The 22,420-nt window shown below is 55.2% G+C and carries 33 protein-coding genes; 1 reads left to right on the forward strand and 32 read right to left on the reverse strand.

The window, feature by feature from the left end; translation table 11 throughout:
- Positions 1-14: 14 nt before the first annotated feature.
- Complete coding sequence (gene uvrA, locus IH404_RS25390; RefSeq protein WP_005791907.1) at positions 15-2,849, forward strand: excinuclease ABC subunit UvrA; 2,835 nt, start codon at positions 15-17, stop codon at positions 2,847-2,849.
- Positions 2,850-2,915: 66 nt separating this feature from the next.
- On the opposite strand, the gene bfr is transcribed toward uvrA, so the two are convergent.
- The 32 genes from bfr to fusA form a co-directional block, all read right to left on the reverse strand.
- The gene (gene bfr / locus IH404_RS25395; protein ID WP_003176400.1) at positions 2,916-3,380 is read right to left on the reverse strand and encodes a bacterioferritin; all 465 of its coding nucleotides are present in this window, start codon (positions 3,378-3,380) and stop codon (positions 2,916-2,918) included.
- A gap of 155 nt (positions 3,381-3,535) precedes the next feature.
- Entirely contained in the window at positions 3,536-4,984 is a 1,449-nt protein-coding gene (locus tag IH404_RS25400; RefSeq protein ID WP_005791910.1) for a catalase, read from the reverse strand.
- 236 nt (positions 4,985-5,220) lie between these two features.
- On the reverse strand, positions 5,221-5,607 hold the full coding sequence (gene rplQ, locus IH404_RS25405; protein ID WP_003176402.1) for a 50S ribosomal protein L17: 387 nt from the start codon (positions 5,605-5,607) through the stop codon (positions 5,221-5,223).
- 41 nt (positions 5,608-5,648) lie between these two features.
- Positions 5,649-6,650, reverse strand: a complete 1,002-nt coding sequence (rpoA, locus tag IH404_RS25410) for a DNA-directed RNA polymerase subunit alpha (RefSeq protein ID WP_003176403.1) — start codon at positions 6,648-6,650, stop codon at positions 5,649-5,651.
- 22 nt (positions 6,651-6,672) lie between these two features.
- A complete protein-coding gene (gene rpsD, locus IH404_RS25415) occupies positions 6,673-7,293 on the reverse strand; it encodes a 30S ribosomal protein S4 (RefSeq protein WP_003176404.1) in 621 nt (206 codons plus the stop codon).
- Between the two features lie 18 nt (positions 7,294-7,311).
- The gene (rpsK, locus tag IH404_RS25420) at positions 7,312-7,701 is read right to left on the reverse strand and encodes a 30S ribosomal protein S11 (protein ID WP_002555466.1); all 390 of its coding nucleotides are present in this window, start codon (positions 7,699-7,701) and stop codon (positions 7,312-7,314) included.
- 30 nt (positions 7,702-7,731) lie between these two features.
- Positions 7,732-8,088, reverse strand: coding sequence for a 30S ribosomal protein S13 (gene rpsM, locus IH404_RS25425; protein ID WP_003194635.1), 357 nt, complete (start codon positions 8,086-8,088; stop codon positions 7,732-7,734).
- 129 nt (positions 8,089-8,217) lie between these two features.
- On the reverse strand, positions 8,218-8,334 hold the full coding sequence (gene rpmJ, locus IH404_RS25430; protein ID WP_002555468.1) for a 50S ribosomal protein L36: 117 nt from the start codon (positions 8,332-8,334) through the stop codon (positions 8,218-8,220).
- Positions 8,335-8,362: 28 nt separating this feature from the next.
- Positions 8,363-9,691 (reverse strand): preprotein translocase subunit SecY, encoded by a 1,329-nt coding sequence (secY, locus tag IH404_RS25435; RefSeq protein WP_003194637.1) that lies wholly within the window; start codon positions 9,689-9,691, stop codon positions 8,363-8,365.
- Positions 9,692-10,129 (reverse strand): 50S ribosomal protein L15, encoded by a 438-nt coding sequence (gene rplO, locus IH404_RS25440; RefSeq protein WP_003176407.1) that lies wholly within the window; start codon positions 10,127-10,129, stop codon positions 9,692-9,694.
- Positions 10,130-10,132: 3 nt separating this feature from the next.
- Positions 10,133-10,309, reverse strand: coding sequence for a 50S ribosomal protein L30 (rpmD, locus tag IH404_RS25445; RefSeq protein WP_003176408.1), 177 nt, complete (start codon positions 10,307-10,309; stop codon positions 10,133-10,135).
- A 2-nt stretch (positions 10,310-10,311) separates the two neighbouring features.
- Complete coding sequence (rpsE, locus tag IH404_RS25450; protein WP_003176409.1) at positions 10,312-10,812, reverse strand: 30S ribosomal protein S5; 501 nt, start codon at positions 10,810-10,812, stop codon at positions 10,312-10,314.
- A gap of 3 nt (positions 10,813-10,815) precedes the next feature.
- Positions 10,816-11,166 carry a 50S ribosomal protein L18 gene (gene rplR, locus IH404_RS25455; RefSeq protein ID WP_003186037.1) on the reverse strand — a complete coding sequence of 117 codons (351 nt, stop codon included), beginning with the start codon at positions 11,164-11,166 and terminating at the stop codon, positions 10,816-10,818.
- Between the two features lie 10 nt (positions 11,167-11,176).
- On the reverse strand, positions 11,177-11,710 hold the full coding sequence (gene rplF, locus IH404_RS25460) for a 50S ribosomal protein L6 (protein ID WP_003194640.1): 534 nt from the start codon (positions 11,708-11,710) through the stop codon (positions 11,177-11,179).
- A 12-nt stretch (positions 11,711-11,722) separates the two neighbouring features.
- The gene (gene rpsH, locus IH404_RS25465; RefSeq protein ID WP_003176413.1) at positions 11,723-12,115 is read right to left on the reverse strand and encodes a 30S ribosomal protein S8; all 393 of its coding nucleotides are present in this window, start codon (positions 12,113-12,115) and stop codon (positions 11,723-11,725) included.
- A gap of 208 nt (positions 12,116-12,323) precedes the next feature.
- On the reverse strand, positions 12,324-12,629 hold the full coding sequence (gene rpsN, locus IH404_RS25470; protein WP_003176414.1) for a 30S ribosomal protein S14: 306 nt from the start codon (positions 12,627-12,629) through the stop codon (positions 12,324-12,326).
- A 13-nt stretch (positions 12,630-12,642) separates the two neighbouring features.
- Positions 12,643-13,182, reverse strand: coding sequence for a 50S ribosomal protein L5 (rplE, locus tag IH404_RS25475; RefSeq protein ID WP_003194642.1), 540 nt, complete (start codon positions 13,180-13,182; stop codon positions 12,643-12,645).
- Between the two features lie 22 nt (positions 13,183-13,204).
- Entirely contained in the window at positions 13,205-13,519 is a 315-nt protein-coding gene (gene rplX / locus IH404_RS25480; RefSeq protein ID WP_003176416.1) for a 50S ribosomal protein L24, read from the reverse strand.
- A gap of 11 nt (positions 13,520-13,530) precedes the next feature.
- Positions 13,531-13,899, reverse strand: coding sequence for a 50S ribosomal protein L14 (rplN, locus tag IH404_RS25485; protein WP_002555479.1), 369 nt, complete (start codon positions 13,897-13,899; stop codon positions 13,531-13,533).
- A gap of 23 nt (positions 13,900-13,922) precedes the next feature.
- Positions 13,923-14,189 carry a 30S ribosomal protein S17 gene (gene rpsQ / locus IH404_RS25490; RefSeq protein ID WP_003176419.1) on the reverse strand — a complete coding sequence of 89 codons (267 nt, stop codon included), beginning with the start codon at positions 14,187-14,189 and terminating at the stop codon, positions 13,923-13,925.
- 2 nt (positions 14,190-14,191) lie between these two features.
- Positions 14,192-14,383, reverse strand: a complete 192-nt coding sequence (rpmC, locus tag IH404_RS25495) for a 50S ribosomal protein L29 (RefSeq protein WP_002555481.1) — start codon at positions 14,381-14,383, stop codon at positions 14,192-14,194.
- Positions 14,383-14,796, reverse strand: coding sequence for a 50S ribosomal protein L16 (gene rplP, locus IH404_RS25500; protein ID WP_003176421.1), 414 nt, complete (start codon positions 14,794-14,796; stop codon positions 14,383-14,385). The genes rpmC and rplP overlap by 1 nt, the downstream gene beginning before the upstream one ends.
- A gap of 12 nt (positions 14,797-14,808) precedes the next feature.
- Positions 14,809-15,495 carry a 30S ribosomal protein S3 gene (gene rpsC, locus IH404_RS25505; RefSeq protein WP_003176422.1) on the reverse strand — a complete coding sequence of 229 codons (687 nt, stop codon included), beginning with the start codon at positions 15,493-15,495 and terminating at the stop codon, positions 14,809-14,811.
- Between the two features lie 13 nt (positions 15,496-15,508).
- The gene (gene rplV / locus IH404_RS25510) at positions 15,509-15,841 is read right to left on the reverse strand and encodes a 50S ribosomal protein L22 (protein ID WP_003103908.1); all 333 of its coding nucleotides are present in this window, start codon (positions 15,839-15,841) and stop codon (positions 15,509-15,511) included.
- An 11-nt stretch (positions 15,842-15,852) separates the two neighbouring features.
- Positions 15,853-16,128, reverse strand: coding sequence for a 30S ribosomal protein S19 (gene rpsS / locus IH404_RS25515; RefSeq protein WP_002555486.1), 276 nt, complete (start codon positions 16,126-16,128; stop codon positions 15,853-15,855).
- Positions 16,129-16,144: 16 nt separating this feature from the next.
- Positions 16,145-16,969, reverse strand: a complete 825-nt coding sequence (gene rplB, locus IH404_RS25520; protein WP_003186055.1) for a 50S ribosomal protein L2 — start codon at positions 16,967-16,969, stop codon at positions 16,145-16,147.
- A gap of 14 nt (positions 16,970-16,983) precedes the next feature.
- On the reverse strand, positions 16,984-17,283 hold the full coding sequence (gene rplW, locus IH404_RS25525) for a 50S ribosomal protein L23 (RefSeq protein ID WP_002555488.1): 300 nt from the start codon (positions 17,281-17,283) through the stop codon (positions 16,984-16,986).
- Positions 17,280-17,882: a 50S ribosomal protein L4 gene (gene rplD, locus IH404_RS25530; RefSeq protein WP_003176424.1), complete on the reverse strand. Its 603-nt coding sequence runs from the start codon at positions 17,880-17,882 to the stop codon at positions 17,280-17,282. The genes rplW and rplD overlap by 4 nt, the downstream gene beginning before the upstream one ends.
- Positions 17,883-17,894: 12 nt before the next feature.
- The gene (gene rplC / locus IH404_RS25535) at positions 17,895-18,530 is read right to left on the reverse strand and encodes a 50S ribosomal protein L3 (RefSeq protein WP_003194649.1); all 636 of its coding nucleotides are present in this window, start codon (positions 18,528-18,530) and stop codon (positions 17,895-17,897) included.
- A gap of 81 nt (positions 18,531-18,611) precedes the next feature.
- The gene (gene rpsJ / locus IH404_RS25540) at positions 18,612-18,923 is read right to left on the reverse strand and encodes a 30S ribosomal protein S10 (RefSeq protein WP_003186070.1); all 312 of its coding nucleotides are present in this window, start codon (positions 18,921-18,923) and stop codon (positions 18,612-18,614) included.
- 157 nt (positions 18,924-19,080) lie between these two features.
- Positions 19,081-20,274, reverse strand: coding sequence for an elongation factor Tu (gene tuf, locus IH404_RS25545; protein ID WP_005791980.1), 1,194 nt, complete (start codon positions 20,272-20,274; stop codon positions 19,081-19,083).
- Positions 20,275-20,304: 30 nt separating this feature from the next.
- Entirely contained in the window at positions 20,305-22,410 is a 2,106-nt protein-coding gene (gene fusA / locus IH404_RS25550) for an elongation factor G (protein WP_005791981.1), read from the reverse strand.
- Positions 22,411-22,420 lie beyond the last annotated feature (10 nt).

The following is a 22,420-nucleotide window of genomic DNA, read 5'->3' on the forward strand; positions in this document are numbered from 1 at the left end:
CGTGCGAGGCCATCTTGGACAAGATCCTGATTCGTGGGGCTAGAACCCACAACCTGAAGAACATCGACCTGACCCTGCCCCGGGACAAACTGATCGTCATCACCGGCTTGTCCGGCTCCGGCAAGTCGTCCCTGGCGTTCGACACGCTGTATGCCGAAGGTCAGCGTCGCTATGTGGAATCCCTGTCGGCCTATGCCCGGCAATTCCTGTCGATGATGGAAAAGCCCGACGTCGACACCATCGAAGGCTTGTCGCCGGCCATTTCCATCGAGCAGAAGTCGACCTCCCACAACCCGCGTTCCACCGTGGGCACCATTACCGAAATCTACGACTACCTGCGCCTGCTGTATGCGCGCGTGGGTATTCCGCGCTGCCCGGACCACGATATTCCCCTGGAAGCCCAGACCGTCAGCCAGATGGTCGACCTGGTACTGGCCCAGCCGGAAGGCGCCAAGCTGATGCTGCTGGCGCCCGTCATCCGCGAGCGCAAGGGCGAACACCTTTCGGTCTTCGAAGAGCTGCGTGCCCAGGGTTTTGTACGTGCGCGCATCAACGGCAAGCTCTATGAGCTGGATGAAGCGCCCAAGCTCGACAAGCAGAAAAAGCATTCCATTGATGTGGTGGTCGACCGCTTCAAGGTACGCGCCGACCTGCAGCAGCGTTTGGCGGAATCGTTCGAGACCGCGCTGAAGCTGGCCGACGGCATTGCCCTGGTTGCGCCGATGGATGACGAGCCGGGCGAAGAGATCATCTTCTCCGCGCGCTTCGCCTGCCCAATCTGTGGGCACGCCATCAGCGAACTGGAACCCAAGCTGTTTTCCTTCAACAACCCAGCCGGCGCCTGCCCGACGTGCGATGGCCTGGGCGTGAAGCAGTTCTTCGATATCAAGCGTCTGGTCAATGGCGACCTGACCCTGGCCGAAGGGGCGATACGCGGCTGGGACAGGCGTAACGTCTACTATTTCCAGATGCTCGGGTCATTGGCCTCACACTACAAGTTCAGCCTGGAAGTGCCGTTCAACCAGCTGCCGGCAGACCAGCAGAAGGTCATTCTGCATGGCAGCGGCTCGCAGAATGTCGACTTCAAGTACCTGAACGACCGTGGCGACATCGTCAAGCGCTCCCACCCGTTCGAAGGCATCGTGCCGAACCTGGAACGTCGCTACCGCGAGACCGAATCGGCAAGTGTGCGTGAAGAACTGGCAAAGTTCCTCAGCACACAGCCTTGCCCGGATTGCCGTGGCACACGCCTGCGCCGTGAAGCGCGGCATGTGTGGGTGGGCGAAAAAACGTTGCCGGCAGTGACTAACCTGCCAATCGGCGATGCGTGTGAATATTTTGGTGTCCTCAAGCTCACCGGGCGTCGTGGGGAAATTGCCGACAAGATCCTCAAGGAAATTCGCGAGCGCCTGCAGTTCCTGGTCAACGTTGGCCTGGACTATCTGTCACTGGACCGCAGCGCCGATACCTTGTCGGGCGGTGAAGCACAGCGGATCCGGCTGGCCAGCCAGATCGGTGCGGGCCTTGTGGGCGTGCTGTATATCCTCGACGAACCGTCGATTGGCTTGCACCAACGGGATAACGATCGCCTGCTCGGCACGTTGAAACACCTGCGAGACATCGGCAATACCGTGATTGTGGTCGAGCACGATGAAGATGCCATCCGCCTGGCGGACTACGTGGTCGATATCGGCCCGGGCGCAGGGGTGCACGGCGGACATATCGTTGCCGAGGGCACGCCTGCCGAAGTGATGGCACATCCTGATTCGTTGACCGGCAAGTACCTGTCTGGCCGGGTGAAGATCGAAGTGCCCGCCAAGCGTACGCCGCGTAACAAAAAGATGGCACTGCATCTCAAGGGCGCGCGCGGCAACAACCTGCGCAATGTCGACCTGGAGATTCCGCTGGGCCTACTGACCTGTGTGACCGGTGTTTCCGGTTCGGGCAAGTCGACGCTGATCAACAACACGCTGTTCCCATTGAGTGCCACCGCCCTGAACGGCGCGACCACCCTGGAAGCGGCGGCACACGACAGCATCAAGGGCCTGGAGCACCTGGACAAGGTGGTCGATATCGACCAAAGCCCGATTGGGCGTACCCCACGCTCCAACCCGGCCACCTACACCGGGCTGTTTACGCCGATCCGCGAGCTGTTCGCGGGTGTACCCGAGTCCCGCTCGCGCGGCTATGGACCAGGGCGGTTCTCGTTCAACGTCAAGGGCGGGCGCTGTGAGGCCTGCCAGGGCGATGGCTTGATCAAGGTGGAGATGCATTTTCTGCCGGACATCTACGTGCCGTGCGACGTGTGCAAAAGCAAGCGCTACAACCGCGAAACCCTTGAGATCAAGTACAAGGGCAAGAGCATCCATGAAACCCTGGAAATGACCATCGAGGAAGCTCGCGAGTTCTTCGACGCAGTGCCGGCATTGGCGCGCAAGCTGCAAACGCTGATGGATGTGGGCTTGTCGTACATCAAGCTGGGGCAATCGGCGACCACGCTTTCGGGTGGCGAGGCACAACGGGTCAAGCTGTCTCGCGAGCTGTCCAAGCGCGATACCGGCAAAACCTTGTACATCCTCGATGAACCGACCACCGGTCTGCACTTCGCGGATATCCAGCAATTGCTGGACGTGCTGCACCGGCTGCGAGACCACGGCAATACCGTGGTGGTGATCGAGCACAATCTTGATGTGATCAAGACCGCTGACTGGCTGGTGGACCTTGGGCCGGAAGGTGGCTCCAAGGGTGGTCAGATCATCGCAGTGGGTACGCCGGAGCAAGTTTGCGAAATGCCACAGTCGCACACCGGTTACTACTTGAAACCGTTGCTGGAGCGCGACCGGGCCTGACTTTTTCCGGCCCAATAAAAAGCCCCTGTCACTTTGCGGTGACAGGGGCTTTTTTACAGCTGGGAATCAGAACTGCGATTGCAGGTAATTCTCCAGACCAATCAACTTGATCAGGCCCAACTGTTTTTCCAACCAGTAGGTGTGATCTTCTTCGGTGTCATTCAACTGCACCCGCAATATTTCCCGGGTGACGTAGTCGTTGTGCTGCTCGCAAAGCTCGATGCCCTTGCAGAGCGCAGCGCGAACTTTGTACTCGAGGCGAAGGTCGGCAGCGAGCATGTCCGGTACCGTGGTCCCCACATCGAGATCATCAGGACGCATACGCGGCGTGCCTTCGAGCATCAGAATACGGCGCATCAGTGCGTCGGCGTGCTGTGCCTCTTCTTCCATCTCGTGGTTGATACGCTCGTAGAGCTCGGTAAAGCCCCAGTCTTCGTACATGCGCGAATGGATGAAATATTGGTCACGAGCTGCCAGTTCGCCCGTCAGCAACGTGTTGAGGTAATCGATTACGTCGGGGTGACCTTGCATCGCCCTACATCTCCCTGCTTGAAAGACTGTAGTTTGAACCATGATGACTTGAAGGTCACGGGATCAACGGCAGAAAAGTGAAGATTTCCGTAGAAAAGTAGCTGAAATAACGCAAAAACCGCCCAAATGAGGGCGGTTCTGCTTATCGTTTAGAGTCAGTTAAGCGATACACCCAGTGCCTTTGCGATTGCTTCTCCATAAGCCGGGTCGGCCTTGTAGAAGTGCTGCAATTGACGCTGGACCACATCGCTGGAAACGCCAGCCATCGCACCGGCAATGTTATTGGTCAGCAGGGCTTTCTGCTCATCATTCATCAAGCGGAACAGCGCGCCCGCATGGCTGTAGTAGTCCGTATCTTCGCGGTGATCGTAACGATCAGCAGCGCCGCTCAGGGCCAGTGCCGGCTCTGCGTACTGCGGGGCTTGCTTGGGCGCATCGGCATAGCTGTTTGGCTCGTAGTTGGGAGCCGCACCGCCATTGCTGCCGAAGGCCATAGAACCGTCACGCTGGTAACTGTTAACCGGGTTGCGCGGCGCGTTTACGGGCAGTTGCTGGTGGTTAGTGCCGACACGGTAGCGGTGGGCATCTGCGTAGGCAAACACTCGACCTTGCAACATACGATCGGGTGACAGGCCAACGCCTGGAACCATGTTGCTCGGACCAAATGCAGCCTGCTCCACTTCAGCGAAGTAGTTCTGCGGATTACGGTTGAGCTCAAGCTCGCCCACTTCGATCAGCGGGAACTCTTTTTGCGACCAGGTCTTGGTCACGTCAAACGGGTTCTCATAATGAGCGTTTGCTTGAGCCTCAGTCATGATCTGGATGCAGACGCGCCATTTCGGAAAATCACCGCGCTCGATCGCACCAAACAGATCACGCTGAGCATAGTCAGGGTCGGTACCCGCCAGGCGTGCAGCCTCGGCCGGGGCCAGGTTCTTGATGCCTTGCTTGGTCTTGTAGTGCCACTTCACCCAATGGCGTTCGCCCTTGGCGTTGATCAGGCTGTACGTGTGACTACCGAAGCCGTGCATGTGACGATAGCCGTCTGGAATGCCACGGTCCGAAAACAGAATGGTGACCTGATGCAGCGCCTCTGGAGAGTGCGACCAGAAGTCCCACATCATCTGCGCGCTTTTCAGGTTGCTCTGCGGCAGGCGTTTCTGGGTGTGGATAAAGTCCGGGAATTTCAGCGGATCCCGGATGAAGAACACAGGGGTGTTGTTACCCACGATGTCCCAGTTGCCCTCTTCGGTATAGAACTTCAGGGCAAAACCACGTGGATCACGTTCAGTGTCAGCAGACCCGCGCTCGCCACCTACAGTGGAGAATCGCAGGAATGTAGGCGTTTGCTTGCCAACAGATTCGAACAGCTTGGCACTGGTGTACTGGGTGATGTCCTGGGTAACAGTGAACGTACCGTAGGCACCCGATCCTTTGGCGTGCACGCGACGCTCAGGGATGTTTTCGCGGTTGAAGTGAGCGAGCTTCTCGATCAGATGGAAATCGTCGAGCAACAACGGACCACGAGGGCCGGCGGAACGGGAGTTCTGGTTATCCGCAACGGGGGCGCCGCTGGCGGTGGTAAGGACTTTATTCTGGCTCATGCGCATCTTCCTCAGGTCGGACTTGGAACTGCCGGCTAATCGGCTTGGAGGGAGTATTGATCATCAACACTACACCTACAAATTCATTAAATTGCAGGCTTCGATAGAAAATAACTAACAAGACTCCGCTCGCGATAGTGCAGCGCAGCGTCTATGGAAGCTTGTATAAGTTGCGCTTTTGTTACGCTCACAAAAAACCGGGCGCGAGGCCCGGTTTTTTGTTGCAGCTTGTCGTCTTACTCGGCGCTTACAGCTTCGCCGGCAGTAGCACGATCAACCAACTCGACGTACGCCATAGGCGCGTTGTCGCCAGCGCGGAAGCCGCACTTGAGGATGCGCAGGTAGCCACCCTCACGGGTAGCGTAACGCTTGCCCAGGTCGTTGAAGAGCTTACCAACGATAGCTTTCGAACGAGTACGGTCGAAAGCCAGACGGCGGTTAGCCAGGCTATCTGTCTTGGCCAAAGTGATCAGCGGCTCAGCAACGCGACGCAGTTCTTTAGCTTTCGGCAGTGTAGTTTTGATCAGCTCGTGCTCGAACAGCGACACCGCCATGTTTTGGAACATGGCCTTGCGGTGCGAGCTGGTACGGCTCAGGTGACGACCACTTTTACGATGACGCATGGTTCATTCCTTACCAAACTCACGTTCGGTGATTACGACGATCAGGCAGTCGCCTTGTCGTCCTTCTTAAGACTTGCAGGCGGCCAGTTGTCGAGGCGCATGCCGAGGGACAGACCGCGGGAGGCCAGAACGTCCTTGATTTCAGTCAAGGATTTCTTGCCAAGGTTCGGAGTCTTCAACAGTTCTACTTCGGTACGCTGAATCAGGTCGCCGATGTAGTAAATGTTTTCCGCCTTAAGGCAGTTAGCCGAACGTACAGTCAGTTCCAGATCGTCAACCGGGCGAAGCAGGATCGGATCGATCTCGTCTTCCTGCTCGATTACCACTGGTTCGCTGTCACCTTTGAGGTCGACGAACGCAGCCAACTGCTGTTGCAGAATGGTTGCAGCGCGGCGGATAGCCTCTTCAGGATCCAGGGTACCGTTGGTTTCCAGATCAATAACCAGCTTGTCCAGGTTAGTACGCTGCTCGACACGGGCGTTTTCCACCACGTATGCGATACGGCGAACCGGGCTGAACGAAGAGTCAAGCTGCAAGCGACCAATGCTGCGGCTTTCGTCTTCATCGCTCTGACGCGAGTCGGCCGGTTCATAACCACGACCACGAGCTACAGTGAGCTTCATGTTCAGGGCGCCGTTAGACGCCAGGTTAGCGATTACGTGATCGGGGTTAACGATCTCGACATCATGATCCAGCTGAATATCGGCAGCGGTAACCACCCCCGAACCCTTCTTCGACAAGGTCAGCGTAACTTCGTCACGGCCGTGCAGCTTGATAGCCAGACCTTTAAGGTTCAACAGGATTTCAATTACGTCTTCCTGTACACCTTCGATGGCGCTGTACTCGTGGAGCACACCGTCAATCTCGGCCTCGACTACTGCACAGCCGGGCATTGAGGACAACAGGATGCGGCGCAGCGCGTTGCCCAGGGTGTGGCCAAAACCACGCTCGAGAGGCTCGAGAGTAATTTTGGCGCGGGTTGGACTGACAACCTGCACATCAATGTGGCGGGGTGTCAGGAACTCATTTACCGAAATCTGCATGGATGCACCTATTTTCTAGCCCTTACTTGGAGTAGAGCTCGACAATCAGGCTTTCGTTGATGTCGGCGGACAGATCACTGCGAGCAGGAACGTTCTTGAAAACGCCCGACTTCTTCTCAGTGTCTACTTCTACCCATTCTACGCGGCCACGTTGGGCACACAGATCGAGAGCTTGGACAATGCGAAGTTGGTTTTTAGCTTTCTCGCGAACTGCGACCACGTCACCAGCACGAACCTGGTAAGACGGAACGTTTACGGTCTGACCGTTAACGCTGATCGACTTGTGCGATACCAGCTGACGGGATTCGGCACGAGTCGAACCAAAGCCCATACGGTATACAACGTTGTCCAGACGGCATTCGAGCAGTTGCAGCAGGTTTTCACCGGTTGCACCTTTCTTGCCAGCAGCTTCTTTGTAGTAGCCGCTGAACTGACGCTCGAGAACGCCGTAAATACGACGGACCTTCTGCTTTTCACGCAGTTGGGTGCCGTAATCGGACTGGCGACCGCGGCGTTGGCCGTGGATACCAGGTGCTGCTTCAATGTTGCACTTCGATTCGATCGCGCGCACGCCGCTCTTCAGGAAGAGATCGGTGCCTTCGCGACGAGCGAGTTTGCATTTTGGACCAATGTAACGAGCCATTCTTTACAATCTCCTGGATTACACGCGGCGCTTCTTCGGCGGACGGCACCCGTTGTGCGGGATTGGCGTCACGTCGGTGATGCTGGCGATCTTATAGCCACAGCCGTTCAAAGCACGGACAGCAGACTCACGACCTGGACCTGGACCTTTGACGTTAACGTCGAGGTTTTTCAGGCCGTATTCCAGCGCAGCTTGACCAGCACGTTCAGCAGCTACTTGAGCGGCAAACGGGGTGGACTTGCGGGAACCGCGGAAACCCGAACCACCGGAGGTAGCCCAAGAAAGCGCGTTACCTTGACGGTCGGTGATGGTCACGATTGTGTTGTTAAAAGATGCATGGATGTGGGCGATGCCATCAACCACTGTCTTTTTAACTTTTTTACGAGGACGAGCAGCAGGTTTTGCCATGATAATTTTCCTGTCGATTCGCTGGGGCGATTACTTGCGGATCGGCTTACGCGGACCTTTACGGGTACGCGCGTTAGTCTTGGTACGCTGACCGCGTACTGGAAGACCACGACGATGACGCAGACCGCGATAGCAACCGAGGTCCATCAAACGCTTGATTTTCATGTTGATTTCGCGACGCAGGTCACCTTCAGTGGTGAACTTCGCCACTTCGCCACGCAGCTGTTCAATCTGCTCGTCGCTCAGATCCTTGATCTTAGCGGCTGGGTTTACCCCAGCAACTGCGCAAATTTTCTGCGCAGTAGTGCGACCAACACCATAGATGTAGGTCAGCGAGATAACAGTGTGCTTGTTATCTGGAATGTTAACGCCTGCAATACGGGCCATTCAGTGGGACTCCAATTGACAGCTACCTACGCCCCGGAAGCCAAGAAATAGGGCGCGAGATAATATCGCTGTAATAACAAATAATCAACCCGGCAGCGCACTAGCTGCCGGGCTTCAAGCGGATCACACTCAGCCTTGGCGCTGTTTGTGACGCGGTTCCGCGCTGCAAATTACTCGAACAACACCTTCGCGGCGAATAATCTTGCAGTTACGGCACAGCTTTTTCACCGATGCACGAACTTTCATCACCAACTCCTCGAACCTTATGGGGTACTCAGCGCAACATGCCGCTGCCGTAGCCCTTCAGGTTGGCTTTCTTCATCAGGGATTCGTACTGGTGCGAAACGAGGTGCGATTGTACTTGGGACATGAAGTCCATCACAACCACGACCACGATCAGCAACGAGGTCCCGCCAAGGTAGAACGGAACGTTTGCTGCAACCACCAGGAACTGGGGCAACAGACACACGGCCGTCATATATAGAGCACCGAACAGGGTCAAACGAGTCAGAACGCCATCAATGTAGCGCGCCGACTGCTCACCTGGACGGATGCCCGGAATAAAGGCACCGGACTTCTTCAGGTTTTCCGCTACGTCTTTCGGATTGAACATCAACGCCGTATAGAAGAAGCAGAAGAAAATAATCCCTGCACTAAACAGCAGAATATTCAACGGCTGACCAGGAGCGATCGACTGAGAGAGGTCCTGCAGCCAGCCCATATTTTCAGACTGACCAAACCAGGTACCCAACGAAGCCGGAAACAGCAAGATGCTGCTCGCGAAAATTGCCGGAATAACACCGGCCATATTCACTTTCAGCGGCAAGTGGCTGGTCTGCGCAGCAAAAACCTTACGGCCCTGCTGACGCTTGGCGTAGTGAACAGCAATACGACGCTGGCCACGCTCAATGAACACCACAAAACCGATAATCGCTACTGCCAGCAAACCGATAGCAACCAGGGCGAAGATATTGATATCACCCTGACGCGCAGACTCGAAAGACTGCCCGATTGCTCTCGGAAGACCGGCGACGATACCTGCGAAAATCAACATCGAGATACCGTTACCAACACCACGCTCAGTAATCTGCTCACCCAGCCACATCATGAACATCGCACCAGCCACAAACGTGGATACCGCGACGAAATGGAAGCCAAAGTCACCAGTGAACGCAACGCCCTGCCCTGCCAGGCCAACGGACATGCCGATAGCTTGAACCAGGGCGAGGACTACAGTGCCGTAGCGGGTGTACTGGCTAATCTTGCGACGGCCAGCTTCACCTTCCTTCTTCAACTGCTCCAGCTGCGGGCTGACGGCTGTCATCAGTTGCATGATGATCGAGGCCGAAATGTACGGCATGATCCCCAGTGCAAAGATGCTCATCCGCTCCAGCGCACCGCCGGAAAACATGTTGAACAAGCTAAGAATGGTCCCCTCATTCTGTCGAAACAGGTCTGCGAGTCGGTCCGGGTTGATACCTGGAACCGGGATGTGTGCGCCTATTCGGTAGACGATAATCGCCAGGAACAGAAAACGCAGACGAGCCCAAAGTTCAGACATACCGCCTTTGCCGAGCGCTGAGAGAGCACCTTGCTTAGCCATTTATTCCTCGAACTTGCCGCCAGCTGCTTCGATAGCCGAACGCGCACCTTTGGTGGCGCCGATTCCCTTGCCGATAGTGACAGCGCGAGTCACTTCACCGGACAGCATGATTTTCACACGCTGTACGTTGACGTTGATCACGTTGGCATCTTTCAGGGTCTGCACAGTAACGATGTCGCCTTCCACTTTAGCCAGCTCGGACAGACGCACTTCTGCGCGGTCCATGGCTTTCAGGGATACGAAACCGAACTTAGGCAGGCGACGATGCAGCGGCTGTTGACCGCCTTCAAAGCCTGGAGCGATGGTGCCACCGGAGCGGGAGGTTTGACCTTTGTGGCCACGGCCACCAGTCTTACCCAAACCGCTACCGATACCACGGCCCGGACGATGCTTTTCGCGACGGGAACCCGGCGCTGGACTCAGATCATTGAGTTTCATCGATTAACCCTCTACACGCAGCATGTAGTAAGCCTTGTTGATCATCCCGCGATTCTCGGGAGTATCCTGGACTTCTACAGTGTGACCGATGCGACGCAGACCCAAACCTTTAACACACAGTTTGTGGTTAGGGATGCGGCCGGTCATGCTTTTGATCAGCGTTACTTTAACGGTAGCCATGATCAGAAGATCTCCTTGACAGTCAGACCACGCTTGGCAGCGATGGACTCAGGAGATTGCATAGCTTTCAGACCCTTGAAAGTGGCGTGAACCACGTTTACCGGGTTAGTCGAGCCGTAGCACTTGGCCAGAACGTTCTGAACGCCAGCAACTTCGAGGACAGCACGCATAGCGCCGCCAGCGATGATACCGGTACCTTCAGAAGCAGGCTGCATGTACACCTTCGAAGCGCCGTGAGCGGACTTCATTGCGTACTGCAGAGTGGTGCCGTTCAGATCAACCTGGATCATGTTGCGACGAGCAGCTTCCATTGCCTTCTGGATCGCGGCAGGCACTTCACGTGACTTGCCACGGCCGAAGCCAACACGCCCTTTACCATCACCCACCACGGTCAACGCGGTGAAAGTGAAGATACGGCCGCCTTTAACGGTTTTGGCTACGCGGTTAACTTGAACCAGCTTCTCAATGTAGCCTTCGTCGCGCTTTTGGTCGTTATTTGACATAACTTAGAACTCCAGCCCAGCTTCACGAGCAGCATCAGCCAGCGCTTTCACGCGACCGTGGTACTTGAAGCCAGAGCGGTCGAAAGCCACTTGCGAGACGCCAGCGGCCTTAGCACGCGTAGCGACCAGCTGGCCAACCTTTGTGGCCGCGTCGATGTTGCCAGTGGCACCATCACGCAGTTCTTTATCCAAAGTCGAGGCGCTTGCCAGGACTTTGTTGCCGTCGGCCGAGATGACCTGGGCGTAGATGTGCTGCGACGAGCGGAACACGCAGAGACGCACGACTTCGAGTTCGTGCATTTTCAGGCGTGCTTTGCGAGCGCGACGCAGTCGAGTAACTTTTTTGTCGGTCATTTGCTATGCCCTACTTCTTCTTGGCTTCTTTACGACGGACGACTTCGTCCGCGTAGCGCACACCTTTGCCTTTGTACGGCTCTGGTGGACGGAAGTCGCGGATCTCAGCGGCCACTTGACCTACCAGCTGCTTGTCGATGCCCTTGATCAGGATATCGGTCTGGCTAGGAGTCTCAGCAGTGATGCCCGCTGGCAGTTCGTAATCCACTGGGTGCGAGAAGCCAAGGGCAAGGTTCAAAACCGTGCCTTTTGCTTGCGCTTTGTAACCAACACCGACCAGCTGGAGCTTGCGCTCGAAGCCTTGGCTTACGCCTTGGACCATGTTGTTTACCAACGCACGCGTGGTACCGGCCATTGCGCGAGTTTGTTGATCGCCATTGCGAGCAGCGAAACGCAGCTCACCAGCTTCTTCAACGATCTCAACGGACGAATGGATGTTCAGTTCAAGAGTACCCTTGGCACCCTTCACCGAAAGCTGTTGGCCTGCGAATTTGACTTCGACACCGGCTGGCAGCTTAACGGGGTTCTTAGCGACGCGAGACATGCTTATCCCCCCTTAGAACACAGTGCAAAGAACTTCGCCGCCGACACCGGCAGCGCGCGCAGCACGATCCGTCATCACACCTTTGTTGGTGGAGACGATAGACACGCCCAGACCGCCACGAACTTTCGGCAGATCTTCAGCGGACTTGTACTGACGCAGGCCTGGACGGCTAACGCGCTTCACTTCCTCGATGACCGAACGGCCTTCGAAGTACTTCAGCTCGATGGACAGCAGTGGTTTGATTTCGCTGCTGATCTGATAACCCGCAATGTAGCCTTCGTCTTTCAGGACTTTGGCAACAGCTACCTTCAACTTGGAAGATGGCATGCTTACGACGGACTTTTCAGCCATCTGGGCATTACGGATACGAGTTAGCATGTCCGCTAACGGGTCCTGCATACTCATGGGCTAGACGCTCCTAATACAAAAAAATTAGCCTTGCGGCTACATATGTCGCCGAGAATCTCCGAGCACAAAAAACACGGGCTCAGGCGAGCCGCGTATTTTAGACACACTCCAGAAATGAAACAAGCCCCAAAAGGGGCTTGATCCAGATTCAAGGTCACCGGCGGTCAGTATCTTGCGATTCAGACCACCTTGACGTTGAAAGTACTTACCAGCTGGCTTTAACCAGACCTGGTACGTCACCACGCATTGCCGCTTCACGCAGTTTGTTACGGCCGAGGCCGAACTTGCGGTAAACGCCGTGTGGACGACCGGTCAGGCGGCAGCGGTTACGCATGCGCGAAGCGCTTGCGTCACGTGGCTGCTTCTGCAGAGCAACTGTAGCTTCCCAACGTGCTTCTGGACTTGCGTTCAGATCAACGATGATTGCTTTCAGTGCTGCACGCTTCTTGGCGTACTTGGCAACCGTGAGCTGACGCTTCAGCTCGCGGTTTTTCATGCTCATCTTGGCCATGGTCCTACTCCAATCAGTTGCGGAACGGGAATTTGAAAGCACGCAACAGGGCGCGACCTTCATCATCGTTCTTGGCAGTGGTGGTCAGGGTGATGTCCAGACCGCGGAGAGCATCGATCTTGTCGTAGTCGATTTCCGGGAAGATGATCTGCTCTTTCACGCCCATGCTGTAGTTACCACGACCATCGAAGGACTTGGCATTCAGGCCGCGGAAGTCGCGGACCCGAGGCAGGGAGATCGACAGCAGACGATCCAGGAATTCGTACATACGCTCACGGCGCAGAGTCACTTTGACGCCGATCGGCCAACCTTCACGGACTTTAAAGCCAGCGATGGATTTCCGAGCGTAAGTCACAACGACTTTTTGACCGGTGATCTTTTCCAGGTCGGCAACAGCGTGCTCGATGACTTTTTTGTCGCCGATCGCTTCGCCCAGACCCATGTTCAGGGTGATTTTGGTGACGCGCGGAACTTCCATCACGTTCCCGAGCTTAAGTTCTTCCTTAAGCTTAGGGGCGATTTCCTTCCGGTAAATCTCTTGTAGTCGTGCCATGGTCTAATCTACCTAGCAGTGTTCAAGCATCAACCGCTTTTTGGGTCGACTTGAAGACACGAATTTTCTTACCGTCTTCTACTTTGAAACCAACGCGGTCAGCCTTGTTGGTTTCGCCATTGAAGATGGCGACGTTAGAAGCGTCCAGCGGAGCTTCTTTCTCGACGATACCGCCCTGCACGCCCGACATCGGGTTAGGCTTGGTATGACGCTTGACCAGGTTCAGACCACCGATAACCAGACGGTTATTAGCGAGAACCTTAAGCACCTTACCGCGCTTACCTTTGTCTTTGCCGGCGATCACGATGATCTCGTCGTCACGACGAATCTTTTGCATGTCGGATCTCCTTACAGCACTTCTGGGGCGAGCGAGACGATCTTCATGAACTTCTCAGTACGAAGTTCACGGGTCACTGGCCCAAAGATACGGGTGCCGATCGGCTCTTGCTTGTTGTTCAGAAGAACAGCAGCGTTGCCATCAAAGCGGATAATGGAGCCATCAGCACGACGTACGCCGTGACGAGTGCGGACTACAACAGCAGTCATCACTTGGCCTTTTTTCACTTTACCGCGAGGAATTGCTTCCTTCACGGTAACCTTGATGATGTCACCGATACCAGCGTAACGACGATGGGAGCCACCCAGCACCTTGATGCACATAACACGGCGAGCGCCGCTGTTATCGGCCACATCGAGCATGGATTGAGTCTGAATCATATAATTTCTCCGACCCCTAGTCCTTAGACTTCCACAGCGCGTTCGAGAACATCAACCAGTGCCCAAGACTTGGTCTTGGCCAGCGGACGAGTTTCACGAATAGTGACTTTGTCGCCGATGTGGCACTGATTGGTTTCGTCGTGCGCGTGCAGCTTAGTCGAACGCTTAACATATTTACCGTAGATCGGGTGCTTAACGCGACGCTCGATCAAAACGGTGATGGTTTTGTCCATCTTGTCGCTGACAACACGGCCAGTCAGCGTACGGACAGTCTTTTCGGCTTCAGCCATGATCACTTACCTGCCTGCTGGTTGAGCACAGTCTTCACGCGAGCGATGTCACGCTTAACTTGCGAGAGCAGATGAGACTGCCCCAACTGGCCAGTTGCTTTCTGCATACGCAGATTGAACTGGTCGCGCAGCAGGCCGAGCAGTTGCTCGTTCAGCTGCTGTGCGGATTTTTCACGAAGTTCATTCGCTTTCATCACATCACCGTCCGTTTAACAAAGGAGGTGGCGAGCGGCAGCTTTGCAGCAGCCAGGGCGAAAGCCTCACGCGCCAGCTCTTCAGAAACACCCTCGATTTCATACAGGACTTTGCCTGGCTGAATCTGGGCAACCCAGTATTCCACGTTACCCTTACCTTTACCCATCCGAACCTCGAGAGGTTTTTTGGAGATCGGCTTGTCCGGGAATACACGGATCCAGATCTTGCCGCCACGTTTTACGTGACGGGTCAGAGCACGACGCGCTGACTCGATCTGACGAGCGGTGAGACGACCACGAGCTACAGACTTCAGCGCGAACTCGCCGAAGCTGACTTTGCTACCGCGCTGAGCCAGACCACGGTTGTGGCCTGTCATCTGCTTGCGGAACTTCGTACGCTTAGGTTGCAACATTTGGCGTACCCCTTACTTAGCAGCTTTTTTACGAGGCGCTGGTGCTTGTGGTTTCAGTTCTTCTTGGCGACCACCAATTACTTCGCCTTTGAAGATCCAAACCTTTACACCGATCACACCGTAAGTGGTGTGAGCTTCGTAGTTGGCATAGTCGATGTCGGCACGCAGGGTGTGCAGTGGCACACGACCTTCGCGATACCATTCAGTACGTGCGATTTCAGCACCGCCGAGACGACCGCTCACTTGGATTTTGATGCCTTTGGCACCAATGCGCATGGCGTTCTGTACGGCGCGCTTCATAGCGCGACGGAACATTACGCGACGCTCCAGCTGCTGAGCTACGCTCTGCGCAACCAGCATACCGTCGAGCTCCGGCTTGCGGATCTCTTCGATATTGATGTGCACAGGCACACCCATTTGCTTGGTCAGGTCCTGACGCAGTTTCTCAACATCTTCACCTTTCTTCCCGATAACGATACCTGGACGAGCGGTGTGGATGGTGATACGTGCAGTTTGGGCCGGACGATGGATATCGATACGGCTTACGGACGCGCTTTTTAGTTTGTCTTGGAGATACTCACGCACCTTCAGATCAGCGAACAAATAGTCCGCATAAGTCCGACCGTCTGCGTACCAGACGGAGGTGTGCTCCTTGACGATTCCCAGGCGAATGCCAATGGGATGTACTTTCTGACCCATCTCTTCGACTCCGTTACTTGTCAGCAACCTTGACAGTGATATGGCAAGACCGCTTGACGATGCGATCAGCACGGCCTTTGGCACGTGGCATGATGCGCTTCAGCGAACGCCCTTCGTTGACGAAAACGGTGCTGACCTTCAGGTCATCAACGTCTGCGCCTTCGTTATGCTCGGCGTTGGCTACGGCCGACTCCAGCACTTTCTTCATGATCTCGGCGGCTTTCTTACTGCTGAAAGCCAACAGGTTGAGCGCTTCGCCCACCTTCTTCCCGCGGATCTGGTCGGCGACCAAGCGGGCTTTCTGGGCGGAGATTCGAGCGCCCGACAACTTAGCGGCTACTTCCATTTCCTAACCCCTTAACGCTTGGCTTTCTTGTCTGCCACGTGCCCACGATAAGTGCGGGTACCGGCAAACTCGCCCAGTTTGTGGCCGACCATGTCTTCGTTAACGAGAACTGGGACGTGTTGACGACCGTTGTGTACTGCGATGGTCAGACCGACCATTTGTGGCAGGATCATCGAACGACGCGACCAGGTCTTAACTGGTTTGCGATCGTTCTTTTCCGCCGCCACTTCGATCTTCTTCAGTAGGTGAAGATCAATAAAAGGACCTTTTTTCAGAGAACGTGGCACTGTCGTATCCCTCTATTTACTTGCGACGACGGACGATCATTTTGTCGGTACGCTTATTACCACGAGTCTTCGCGCCCTTAGTCGGGAAGCCCCATGGCGATACCGGATGACGACCACCAGAGGTACGACCTTCACCACCACCGTGTGGGTGGTCAACCGGGTTCATGGCAACACCACGAACGGTTGGGCGAACGCCACGCCAGCGTTTGGCACCAGCTTTACCCAACGAACGCAGGCTGTGCTCGGAGTTCGAGACTTCGCCCAGGGTCGCACGGCATTCAGCCAGCACTTTACGCATCTCACCAGAACGCAGACGCAGGGTCACGTAGACACCTTCACGAGCGATCAGCTGAGCCGAAGCACCAGCGGAACGAGCGATTTGCGCGCCTTTACCTGGCTTCAATTCGATGCCGTGTACGGTGCTACCAACTGGAATGTTACGCAGTTGCAGAGCGTTGCCCGGCTTGATCGGCGCCAGGGCACCTGCGATCAGCTGGTCACCAGCACTCACGCCTTTAGGGGCGATGATGTAGCGACGCTCGCCATCTGCGTACAGCAGCAGAGCGATGTGAGCAGTACGGTTTGGATCGTATTCAATACGCTCGACAGTGGCAGCGATGCCATCTTTGTCATTGCGACGGAAATCGACCAGACGATAATGCTGCTTATGGCCACCACCGATGTGACGAGTGGTAATGCGACCATTGTTGTTACGACCACCAGACTTCGATTTTTTCTCGAGCAGCGGTGCGTGAGGAGCGCCTTTATGCAGCTCCTGGTTGACCACCTTGACCACAAAACGGCGGCCAGGGGAAGTCGGTTTGCATTTAACGATTGCCATGATGCACCCCTTCCTTACTCAGCACTGCTGCTGAAATCGAGATCTTGGCCTGGCTGAAGGGAGATAACTGCCTTCTTCCAGTCATTACGCTTGCCCAGACCGCGAGCAGTGCGCTTGCTCTTACCCAGAACATTCAGGGTAGTAACACGCTCTACTTTCACGCTGAACAGGCTTTCGACGGCCTTCTTGATTTCCAGCTTGGTTGCGTCAGTTGCAACCTTGAAAACGAACTGGCCTTTCTTGTCAGCCAGAACCGTAGCCTTTTCGGAAACGTGCGGGCCAAGCAGAACTTTAAATACGCGTTCCTGGTTCATCCCAGCAGCTCCTCGAATTTCTTCACGGCCGACACGGTGATCAACACCTTGTCGTATGCGATCAGACTAACTGGATCGGAACCTTGCACGTCACGTACATCAACGTGTGGCAGGTTGCGAGCAGCCAGGTACAGGTTCTGATCAACAGCTTCAGACACGATCAAAACGTCGGTCAGGCTCATGTTGTTCAGTTTGCCCAGCAGATCTTTGGTTTTTGGACTTTCAACAGCGAAGTCCTGAACCACGACCAGACGATCAGTACGCACGAGTTCAGCAAGGATGGAGCGCAGAGCTGCGCGGTACATCTTCTTGTTGAGCTTCTGAGAGTGATCCTGTGGACGAGCTGCGAAAGTGGTACCGCCGCCACGCCAGATTGGGCTACGGATAGTACCGGCACGAGCACGGCCAGTGCCTTTCTGACGCCAAGGGCGCTTACCGCCACCACGTACGTCGGAACGGGTCTTTTGCTGCTTGCTACCTTGACGGCCGCCGGCCATGTAGGCCACGACTGCTTGGTGAACCAGCGTCTCGTTGAATTCGCCGCCAAATGTCAGTTCGGAAACTTCGATCGCTTGAGCGTCATTTACATTTAATTGCATGTCAGCTTCCCCTTAACCGCGAGCCTTGGCCGCTGGACGTACAACCAGGTTGCCGCCAGTAGCGCCAGGAACAGCACCCTTGACCAACAACAGATTGCGTTCAGCGTCGACGCGCACTACTTCGAGGGACTGCACGGTCACGCGCTCAGCGCCCATATGACCGGACATTTTTTTGCCCTTGAATACACGACCAGGAGTCTGGCACTGGCCAATAGAGCCCGGGACGCGGTGGGAAACGGAGTTACCGTGAGTGTTGTCTTGACCACGGAAATTCCAACGCTTGATCGTACCCTGGAAGCCTTTACCTTTGGACTGACCGGTTACATCAACCAGTTGACCAGCGGCGAAGATTTCAGCGTTGATCAGATCGCCAGCCTGGTAGTCGCCGTCTTCAAGACGGAACTCCATAACAGTACGACCAGCTGCAACGTTTGCTTTAGCGAAGTGACCTGCTTGAGCAGCAGTCACGCGCGAAGCACGACGCTCGCCGACAGTGACTTGCACTGCACGATAGCCATCGGTTTCTTCAGTTTTGAACTGGGTGACGCGATTCGGTTCGATCTCAATGACCGTGACCGGAATGGAGACACCTTCTTCGGTGAAAATACGGGTCATACCGCATTTACGACCGACTACACCAATAGTCATGTTGTAAACCTCATGAGTGTACGGGGCTTTCACCCGCTATGGCCGCCCATTTCAGAGCGTTACACGACTAAGACCCAAGTCTTAGCCGAGGCTGATCTGTACTTCCACACCGGCCGCCAGATCGAGCTTCATAAGTGCATCAACGGTTTTATCCGTTGGCTGGACGATGTCCAGTACGCGCTTATGAGTACGGATCTCGTACTGGTCACGCGCGTCTTTGTTGACGTGCGGGGAGACCAGAACGGTGAACCGCTCTTTACGGGTAGGCAGTGGAATTGGACCACGCACTTGAGCACCAGTACGTTTCGCGGTTTCCACGATTTCCTGGGTGGATTGGTCGATCAGGCGATGGTCAAAAGCCTTCAACCTGATACGGATTTGCTGATTTTGCATTGGATTTCAGACTCCGGCTGCTATTCCCACCGGGCGCAATACGCCCGTTAAAAGGAGGCGCAATTCTATAGACGCCCTAGATAGGTGTCAACCCAATAAAAAAGCCCCCGCTAAGCGGGGGCTTTCTCAAAACATCAAAGCTCACTCAAAAGAGAGATTACTCGATGATTTTAGCTACAACGCCAGCACCAACGGTACGGCCGCCTTCACGGATTGCGAAGCGCAGACCGTCTTCCATTGCGATGGTTTTGATCAGGGTAACAGTCATTTGAATGTTATCACCTGGCATTACCATTTCAACGCCTTCTGGCAATTCGCAGTTACCGGTCACGTCAGTAGTACGGAAGTAGAACTGTGGACGGTAGCCTTTGAAGAACGGAGTATGACGACCGCCTTCTTCTTTGCTCAGAACGTAAACTTCTGCGGTGAACTTGGTGTGCGGCTTGACCGAACCTGGCTTAACCAGAACCTGGCCACGCTCAACGTCGTCACGCTTGGTACCACGCAGCAGAACGCCGCAGTTCTCGCCAGCACGACCTTCGTCGAGCAGCTTGCGGAACATTTCAACACCGGTGCAGGTGGTGACGGTAGTGTCACGCAGACCAACGATTTCCAGTGGATCCTGAACGCGAACGATACCGCGCTCGATACGACCAGTCACAACAGTACCGCGACCGGAGATCGAGAATACGTCTTCGATTGGCATCAGGAACGGCTTGTCGGTCAGACGAACTGGTTCTGGGATGTAGCTGTCCAGAGTTTCAACCAGTTTACGAACGGCAGTGGTGCCCATTTCGTTTTCGTCGTTGCCTTCCAGAGCCATACGAGCAGAACCGATGATGATCGGAGTGTCGTCACCTGGGAAGTCGTAAGTGCTCAGCAGGTCGCGCACTTCCATCTCAACCAGTTCCAGCAGCTCAGCGTCGTCTACCAGGTCAGCCTTGTTCAGGAAAACCACGATGTACGGAACGCCAACCTGGCGGGACAGCAGGATGTGCTCACGAGTTTGTGGCATCGGACCATCAGCGGCCGAGCAAACCAGGATCGCGCCGTCCATCTGGGCAGCACCAGTGATCATGTTCTTCACATAGTCAGCGTGACCTGGGCAGTCAACGTGAGCGTAGTGACGAATAGTCGAGTTGTACTCAACGTGCGCGGTGTTGATGGTGATACCACGAGCTTTTTCTTCTGGTGCGCTGTCGATCTTGTCGAAGTCAACACGAGCCGAACCGAAAACTTCGGAGCAGACGCGAGTCAGAGCAGCGGTCAGAGTGGTTTTACCGTGGTCAACGTGGCCGATGGTGCCAACGTTTACGTGCGGTAGGGAACGATCAAATTTTTCTTTAGCCACGACAATTAACTCCTTGCCTAAAGGACTGAATCAGCCTTGTTTTTTGGATACAGTTTCAGCGATGTGCGCCGGAGCTGTGTTGTATTTTTTGAATTCCATAGAGTAGCTTGCGCGACCCTGGGACATGGAGCGAACGTCGGTCGCATAACCGAACATCTCACCCAACGGAACCTCGGCGCGAATCACTTTGCCGGAAACCGTGTCTTCCATACCCAAGATCATGCCGCGACGACGGTTAAGGTCGCCCATGACATCACCCATATAGTCTTCAGGTGTAACAACTTCTACCGCCATGATTGGCTCAAGCAACTCACCACCGCCCTTCTGGGCCAGTTGCTTGGTTGCCATGGAAGCAGCCACCTTAAACGCCATCTCGTTGGAGTCGACGTCGTGGTAAGAACCGTCAAAAACGGTTGCTTTCAGGCCGATCAGCGGATAGCCGGCAACAACACCGTTCTTCATCTGCTCTTCGATACCCTTCTGGATAGCAGGGATGTATTCCTTAGGAACCACACCACCTACTACTTCGTTCACGAATTGCAGACCTTCCTGACCTTCGTCAGCAGGAGCAAAACGGATCCAGCAGTGACCGAACTGACCACGACCGCCGGATTGACGAACGAACTTGCCTTCGATTTCACAGTTCTTCGTGATGCGCTCACGATAGGAAACCTGAGGCTTACCGATGTTGGCTTCGACGTTGAACTCACGGCGCATCCGGTCAACCAGGATGTCCAGGTGCAGCTCGCCCATGCCAGAGATGATCGTTTGACCAGTCTCTTCATCAGTCTTGACGCGGAAAGATGGATCTTCCTGAGCAAGCTTGCCCAGAGCGATACCCATTTTTTCCTGGTCATCCTTGGTCTTAGGCTCTACGGCAACCGAGATAACCGGCTCCGGGAAGTCCATGCGAACCAGGATGATTGGCTTGGCAGCGTCGCACAAAGTCTCACCAGTGGTGACGTCCTTCATGCCGATCAGGGCCGCGATGTCACCAGCGCGTACTTCCTTGATCTCTTCGCGAGCGTTTGCGTGCATTTGCACCATACGGCCCACGCGCTCTTTCTTGCCTTTAACCGAGTTGATCACGCCGTCGCCGGAGGCCAACACGCCCGAGTAAACGCGAACGAAGGTCAAAGTACCCACGAATGGGTCGGTTGCGATCTTGAACGCCAGAGCCGAGAACGGCTCGTTGTCGTCAGCATGACGCTCCATCTCTTCTTCCTCGTTATCAGGGTTGGTACCCTTGATAGCAGGAATGTCGGTTGGAGCAGGCAGGTAGTCGATAACGGCATCGAGAACCAGGGGAACACCCTTGTTCTTGAAGGAAGAACCGCAAACAGCCAAGACGATCTCACCAGCGATAGTACGCTGACGCAGAGCGGCCTTGATTTCCACGTTGGTGAGTTCTTCACCTTCGAGGTATTTGTTCATCAGTTCTTCGCTGGCTTCGGCAGCAGCCTCAACCATGTTGTTGCGCCACTCGTCAGCCAGCTCCTGAAGCTCTTCAGGGATAGGCTTGCGAACAGGAACCATACCTTTGTCGGAATCATTCCAGTAAACAGCTTCCATGTTGATCAGATCGATCTGACCCTGGAAGTTGTCTTCGGAACCGATAGCCAACTGGATAGGCACCGGAGTGTGACCCAGACGCTGCTTGATCTGACCGATCACGCGCAGGAAGTTGGCGCCAGCACGGTCCATCTTGTTTACATAAACAAGACGTGGAACGCCGTACTTGTTGGCTTGACGCCATACGGTTTCCGACTGAGGCTCAACACCCGAGGTGCCGCAGAACACAACGACAGCGCCGTCGAGTACACGCAGGGAACGCTCAACTTCAATAGTGAAGTCTACGTGGCCCGGGGTATCGATTACGTTGAAGCGATGCTCGTCTTTGTACTGCTTCTCGGAACCTTTCCAGAAGGCGGTAATAGCAGCAGAAGTAATGGTAATACCACGCTCCTGCTCCTGAACCATCCAGTCTGTGGTCGCGGCGCCGTCATGCACCTCGCCCATTTTGTGACTTTTGCCGGTGTAAAACAGTACGCGCTCGGTGGTGGTGGTTTTACCAGCATCCACGTGAGCGACGATACCGATGTTACGGTAGCGGCTAATCGGAGTAGTACGAGCCATAAAGCCCTCG

This window comes from Pseudomonas sp. OST1909 (assembly GCF_015277575.1).
Lineage (GTDB): Bacteria > Pseudomonadota > Gammaproteobacteria > Pseudomonadales > Pseudomonadaceae > Aquipseudomonas > Aquipseudomonas synxantha_A.

Excerpts from the sequence above, each read along its gene's own strand:
- bfr (WP_003176400.1), bottom strand. The coding sequence starts at position 3,380 with ATGCAAGGTCACCCCGACGTAATCGATTACCTCAACACGTTGCTGACG.
- IH404_RS25400 (WP_005791910.1), bottom strand. The coding sequence starts at position 4,984 with ATGAGCCAGAATAAAGTCCTTACCACCGCCAGCGGCGCCCCCGTTGCG.
- rplQ (WP_003176402.1), bottom strand. The coding sequence starts at position 5,607 with ATGCGTCATCGTAAAAGTGGTCGTCACCTGAGCCGTACCAGCTCGCAC.
- rpoA (WP_003176403.1), bottom strand. The coding sequence starts at position 6,650 with ATGCAGATTTCGGTAAATGAGTTCCTGACACCCCGCCACATTGATGTG.
- rpsD (WP_003176404.1), bottom strand. The coding sequence starts at position 7,293 with ATGGCTCGTTACATTGGTCCAAAATGCAAACTCGCTCGTCGCGAAGGC.
- rpsK (WP_002555466.1), bottom strand. The coding sequence starts at position 7,701 with ATGGCAAAACCTGCTGCTCGTCCTCGTAAAAAAGTTAAAAAGACAGTG.
- rpsM (WP_003194635.1), bottom strand. The coding sequence starts at position 8,088 with ATGGCCCGTATTGCAGGCGTTAACATTCCAGATAACAAGCACACTGTT.
- rpmJ (WP_002555468.1), bottom strand. The coding sequence starts at position 8,334 with ATGAAAGTTCGTGCATCGGTGAAAAAGCTGTGCCGTAACTGCAAGATT.
- secY (WP_003194637.1), bottom strand. The coding sequence starts at position 9,691 with ATGGCTAAGCAAGGTGCTCTCTCAGCGCTCGGCAAAGGCGGTATGTCT.
- rplO (WP_003176407.1), bottom strand. The coding sequence starts at position 10,129 with ATGAAACTCAATGATCTGAGTCCAGCGCCGGGTTCCCGTCGCGAAAAG.
- rpmD (WP_003176408.1), bottom strand. The coding sequence starts at position 10,309 with ATGGCTACCGTTAAAGTAACGCTGATCAAAAGCATGACCGGCCGCATC.
- rpsE (WP_003176409.1), bottom strand. The coding sequence starts at position 10,812 with ATGTCAAATAACGACCAAAAGCGCGACGAAGGCTACATTGAGAAGCTG.
- rplR (WP_003186037.1), bottom strand. The coding sequence starts at position 11,166 with ATGACCGACAAAAAAGTTACTCGACTGCGTCGCGCTCGCAAAGCACGC.
- rplF (WP_003194640.1), bottom strand. The coding sequence starts at position 11,710 with ATGTCTCGCGTCGCTAAGAACCCCGTTAAGCTGCCAGCCGGTGTCGAA.
- rpsH (WP_003176413.1), bottom strand. The coding sequence starts at position 12,115 with ATGAGTATGCAGGACCCGTTAGCGGACATGCTAACTCGTATCCGTAAT.
- rpsN (WP_003176414.1), bottom strand. The coding sequence starts at position 12,629 with ATGGCCAAGATGAGCATGAAAAACCGCGAGCTGAAGCGTCAGCTCACG.
- rplE (WP_003194642.1), bottom strand. The coding sequence starts at position 13,182 with ATGGCACGACTACAAGAGATTTACCGGAAGGAAATCGCCCCTAAGCTT.
- rplX (WP_003176416.1), bottom strand. The coding sequence starts at position 13,519 with ATGCAAAAGATTCGTCGTGACGACGAGATCATCGTGATCGCCGGCAAA.
- rplN (WP_002555479.1), bottom strand. The coding sequence starts at position 13,899 with ATGATTCAGACTCAATCCATGCTCGATGTGGCCGATAACAGCGGCGCT.
- rpsQ (WP_003176419.1), bottom strand. The coding sequence starts at position 14,189 with ATGGCTGAAGCCGAAAAGACTGTCCGTACGCTGACTGGCCGTGTTGTC.
- rpmC (WP_002555481.1), bottom strand. The coding sequence starts at position 14,383 with ATGAAAGCGAATGAACTTCGTGAAAAATCCGCACAGCAGCTGAACGAG.
- rplP (WP_003176421.1), bottom strand. The coding sequence starts at position 14,796 with ATGTTGCAACCTAAGCGTACGAAGTTCCGCAAGCAGATGACAGGCCAC.
- rpsC (WP_003176422.1), bottom strand. The coding sequence starts at position 15,495 with ATGGGTCAGAAAGTACATCCCATTGGCATTCGCCTGGGAATCGTCAAG.
- rplV (WP_003103908.1), bottom strand. The coding sequence starts at position 15,841 with ATGGAAGTAGCCGCTAAGTTGTCGGGCGCTCGAATCTCCGCCCAGAAA.
- rplB (WP_003186055.1), bottom strand. The coding sequence starts at position 16,969 with ATGGCAATCGTTAAATGCAAACCGACTTCCCCTGGCCGCCGTTTTGTG.
- rplW (WP_002555488.1), bottom strand. The coding sequence starts at position 17,283 with ATGAACCAGGAACGCGTATTTAAAGTTCTGCTTGGCCCGCACGTTTCC.
- rplD (WP_003176424.1), bottom strand. The coding sequence starts at position 17,882 with ATGCAATTAAATGTAAATGACGCTCAAGCGATCGAAGTTTCCGAACTG.
- rplC (WP_003194649.1), bottom strand. The coding sequence starts at position 18,530 with ATGACTATTGGTGTAGTCGGTCGTAAATGCGGTATGACCCGTATTTTC.
- rpsJ (WP_003186070.1), bottom strand. The coding sequence starts at position 18,923 with ATGCAAAATCAGCAAATCCGTATCAGGTTGAAGGCTTTTGACCATCGC.
- fusA (WP_005791981.1), bottom strand. The coding sequence starts at position 22,410 with ATGGCTCGTACTACTCCGATTAGCCGCTACCGTAACATCGGTATCGTC.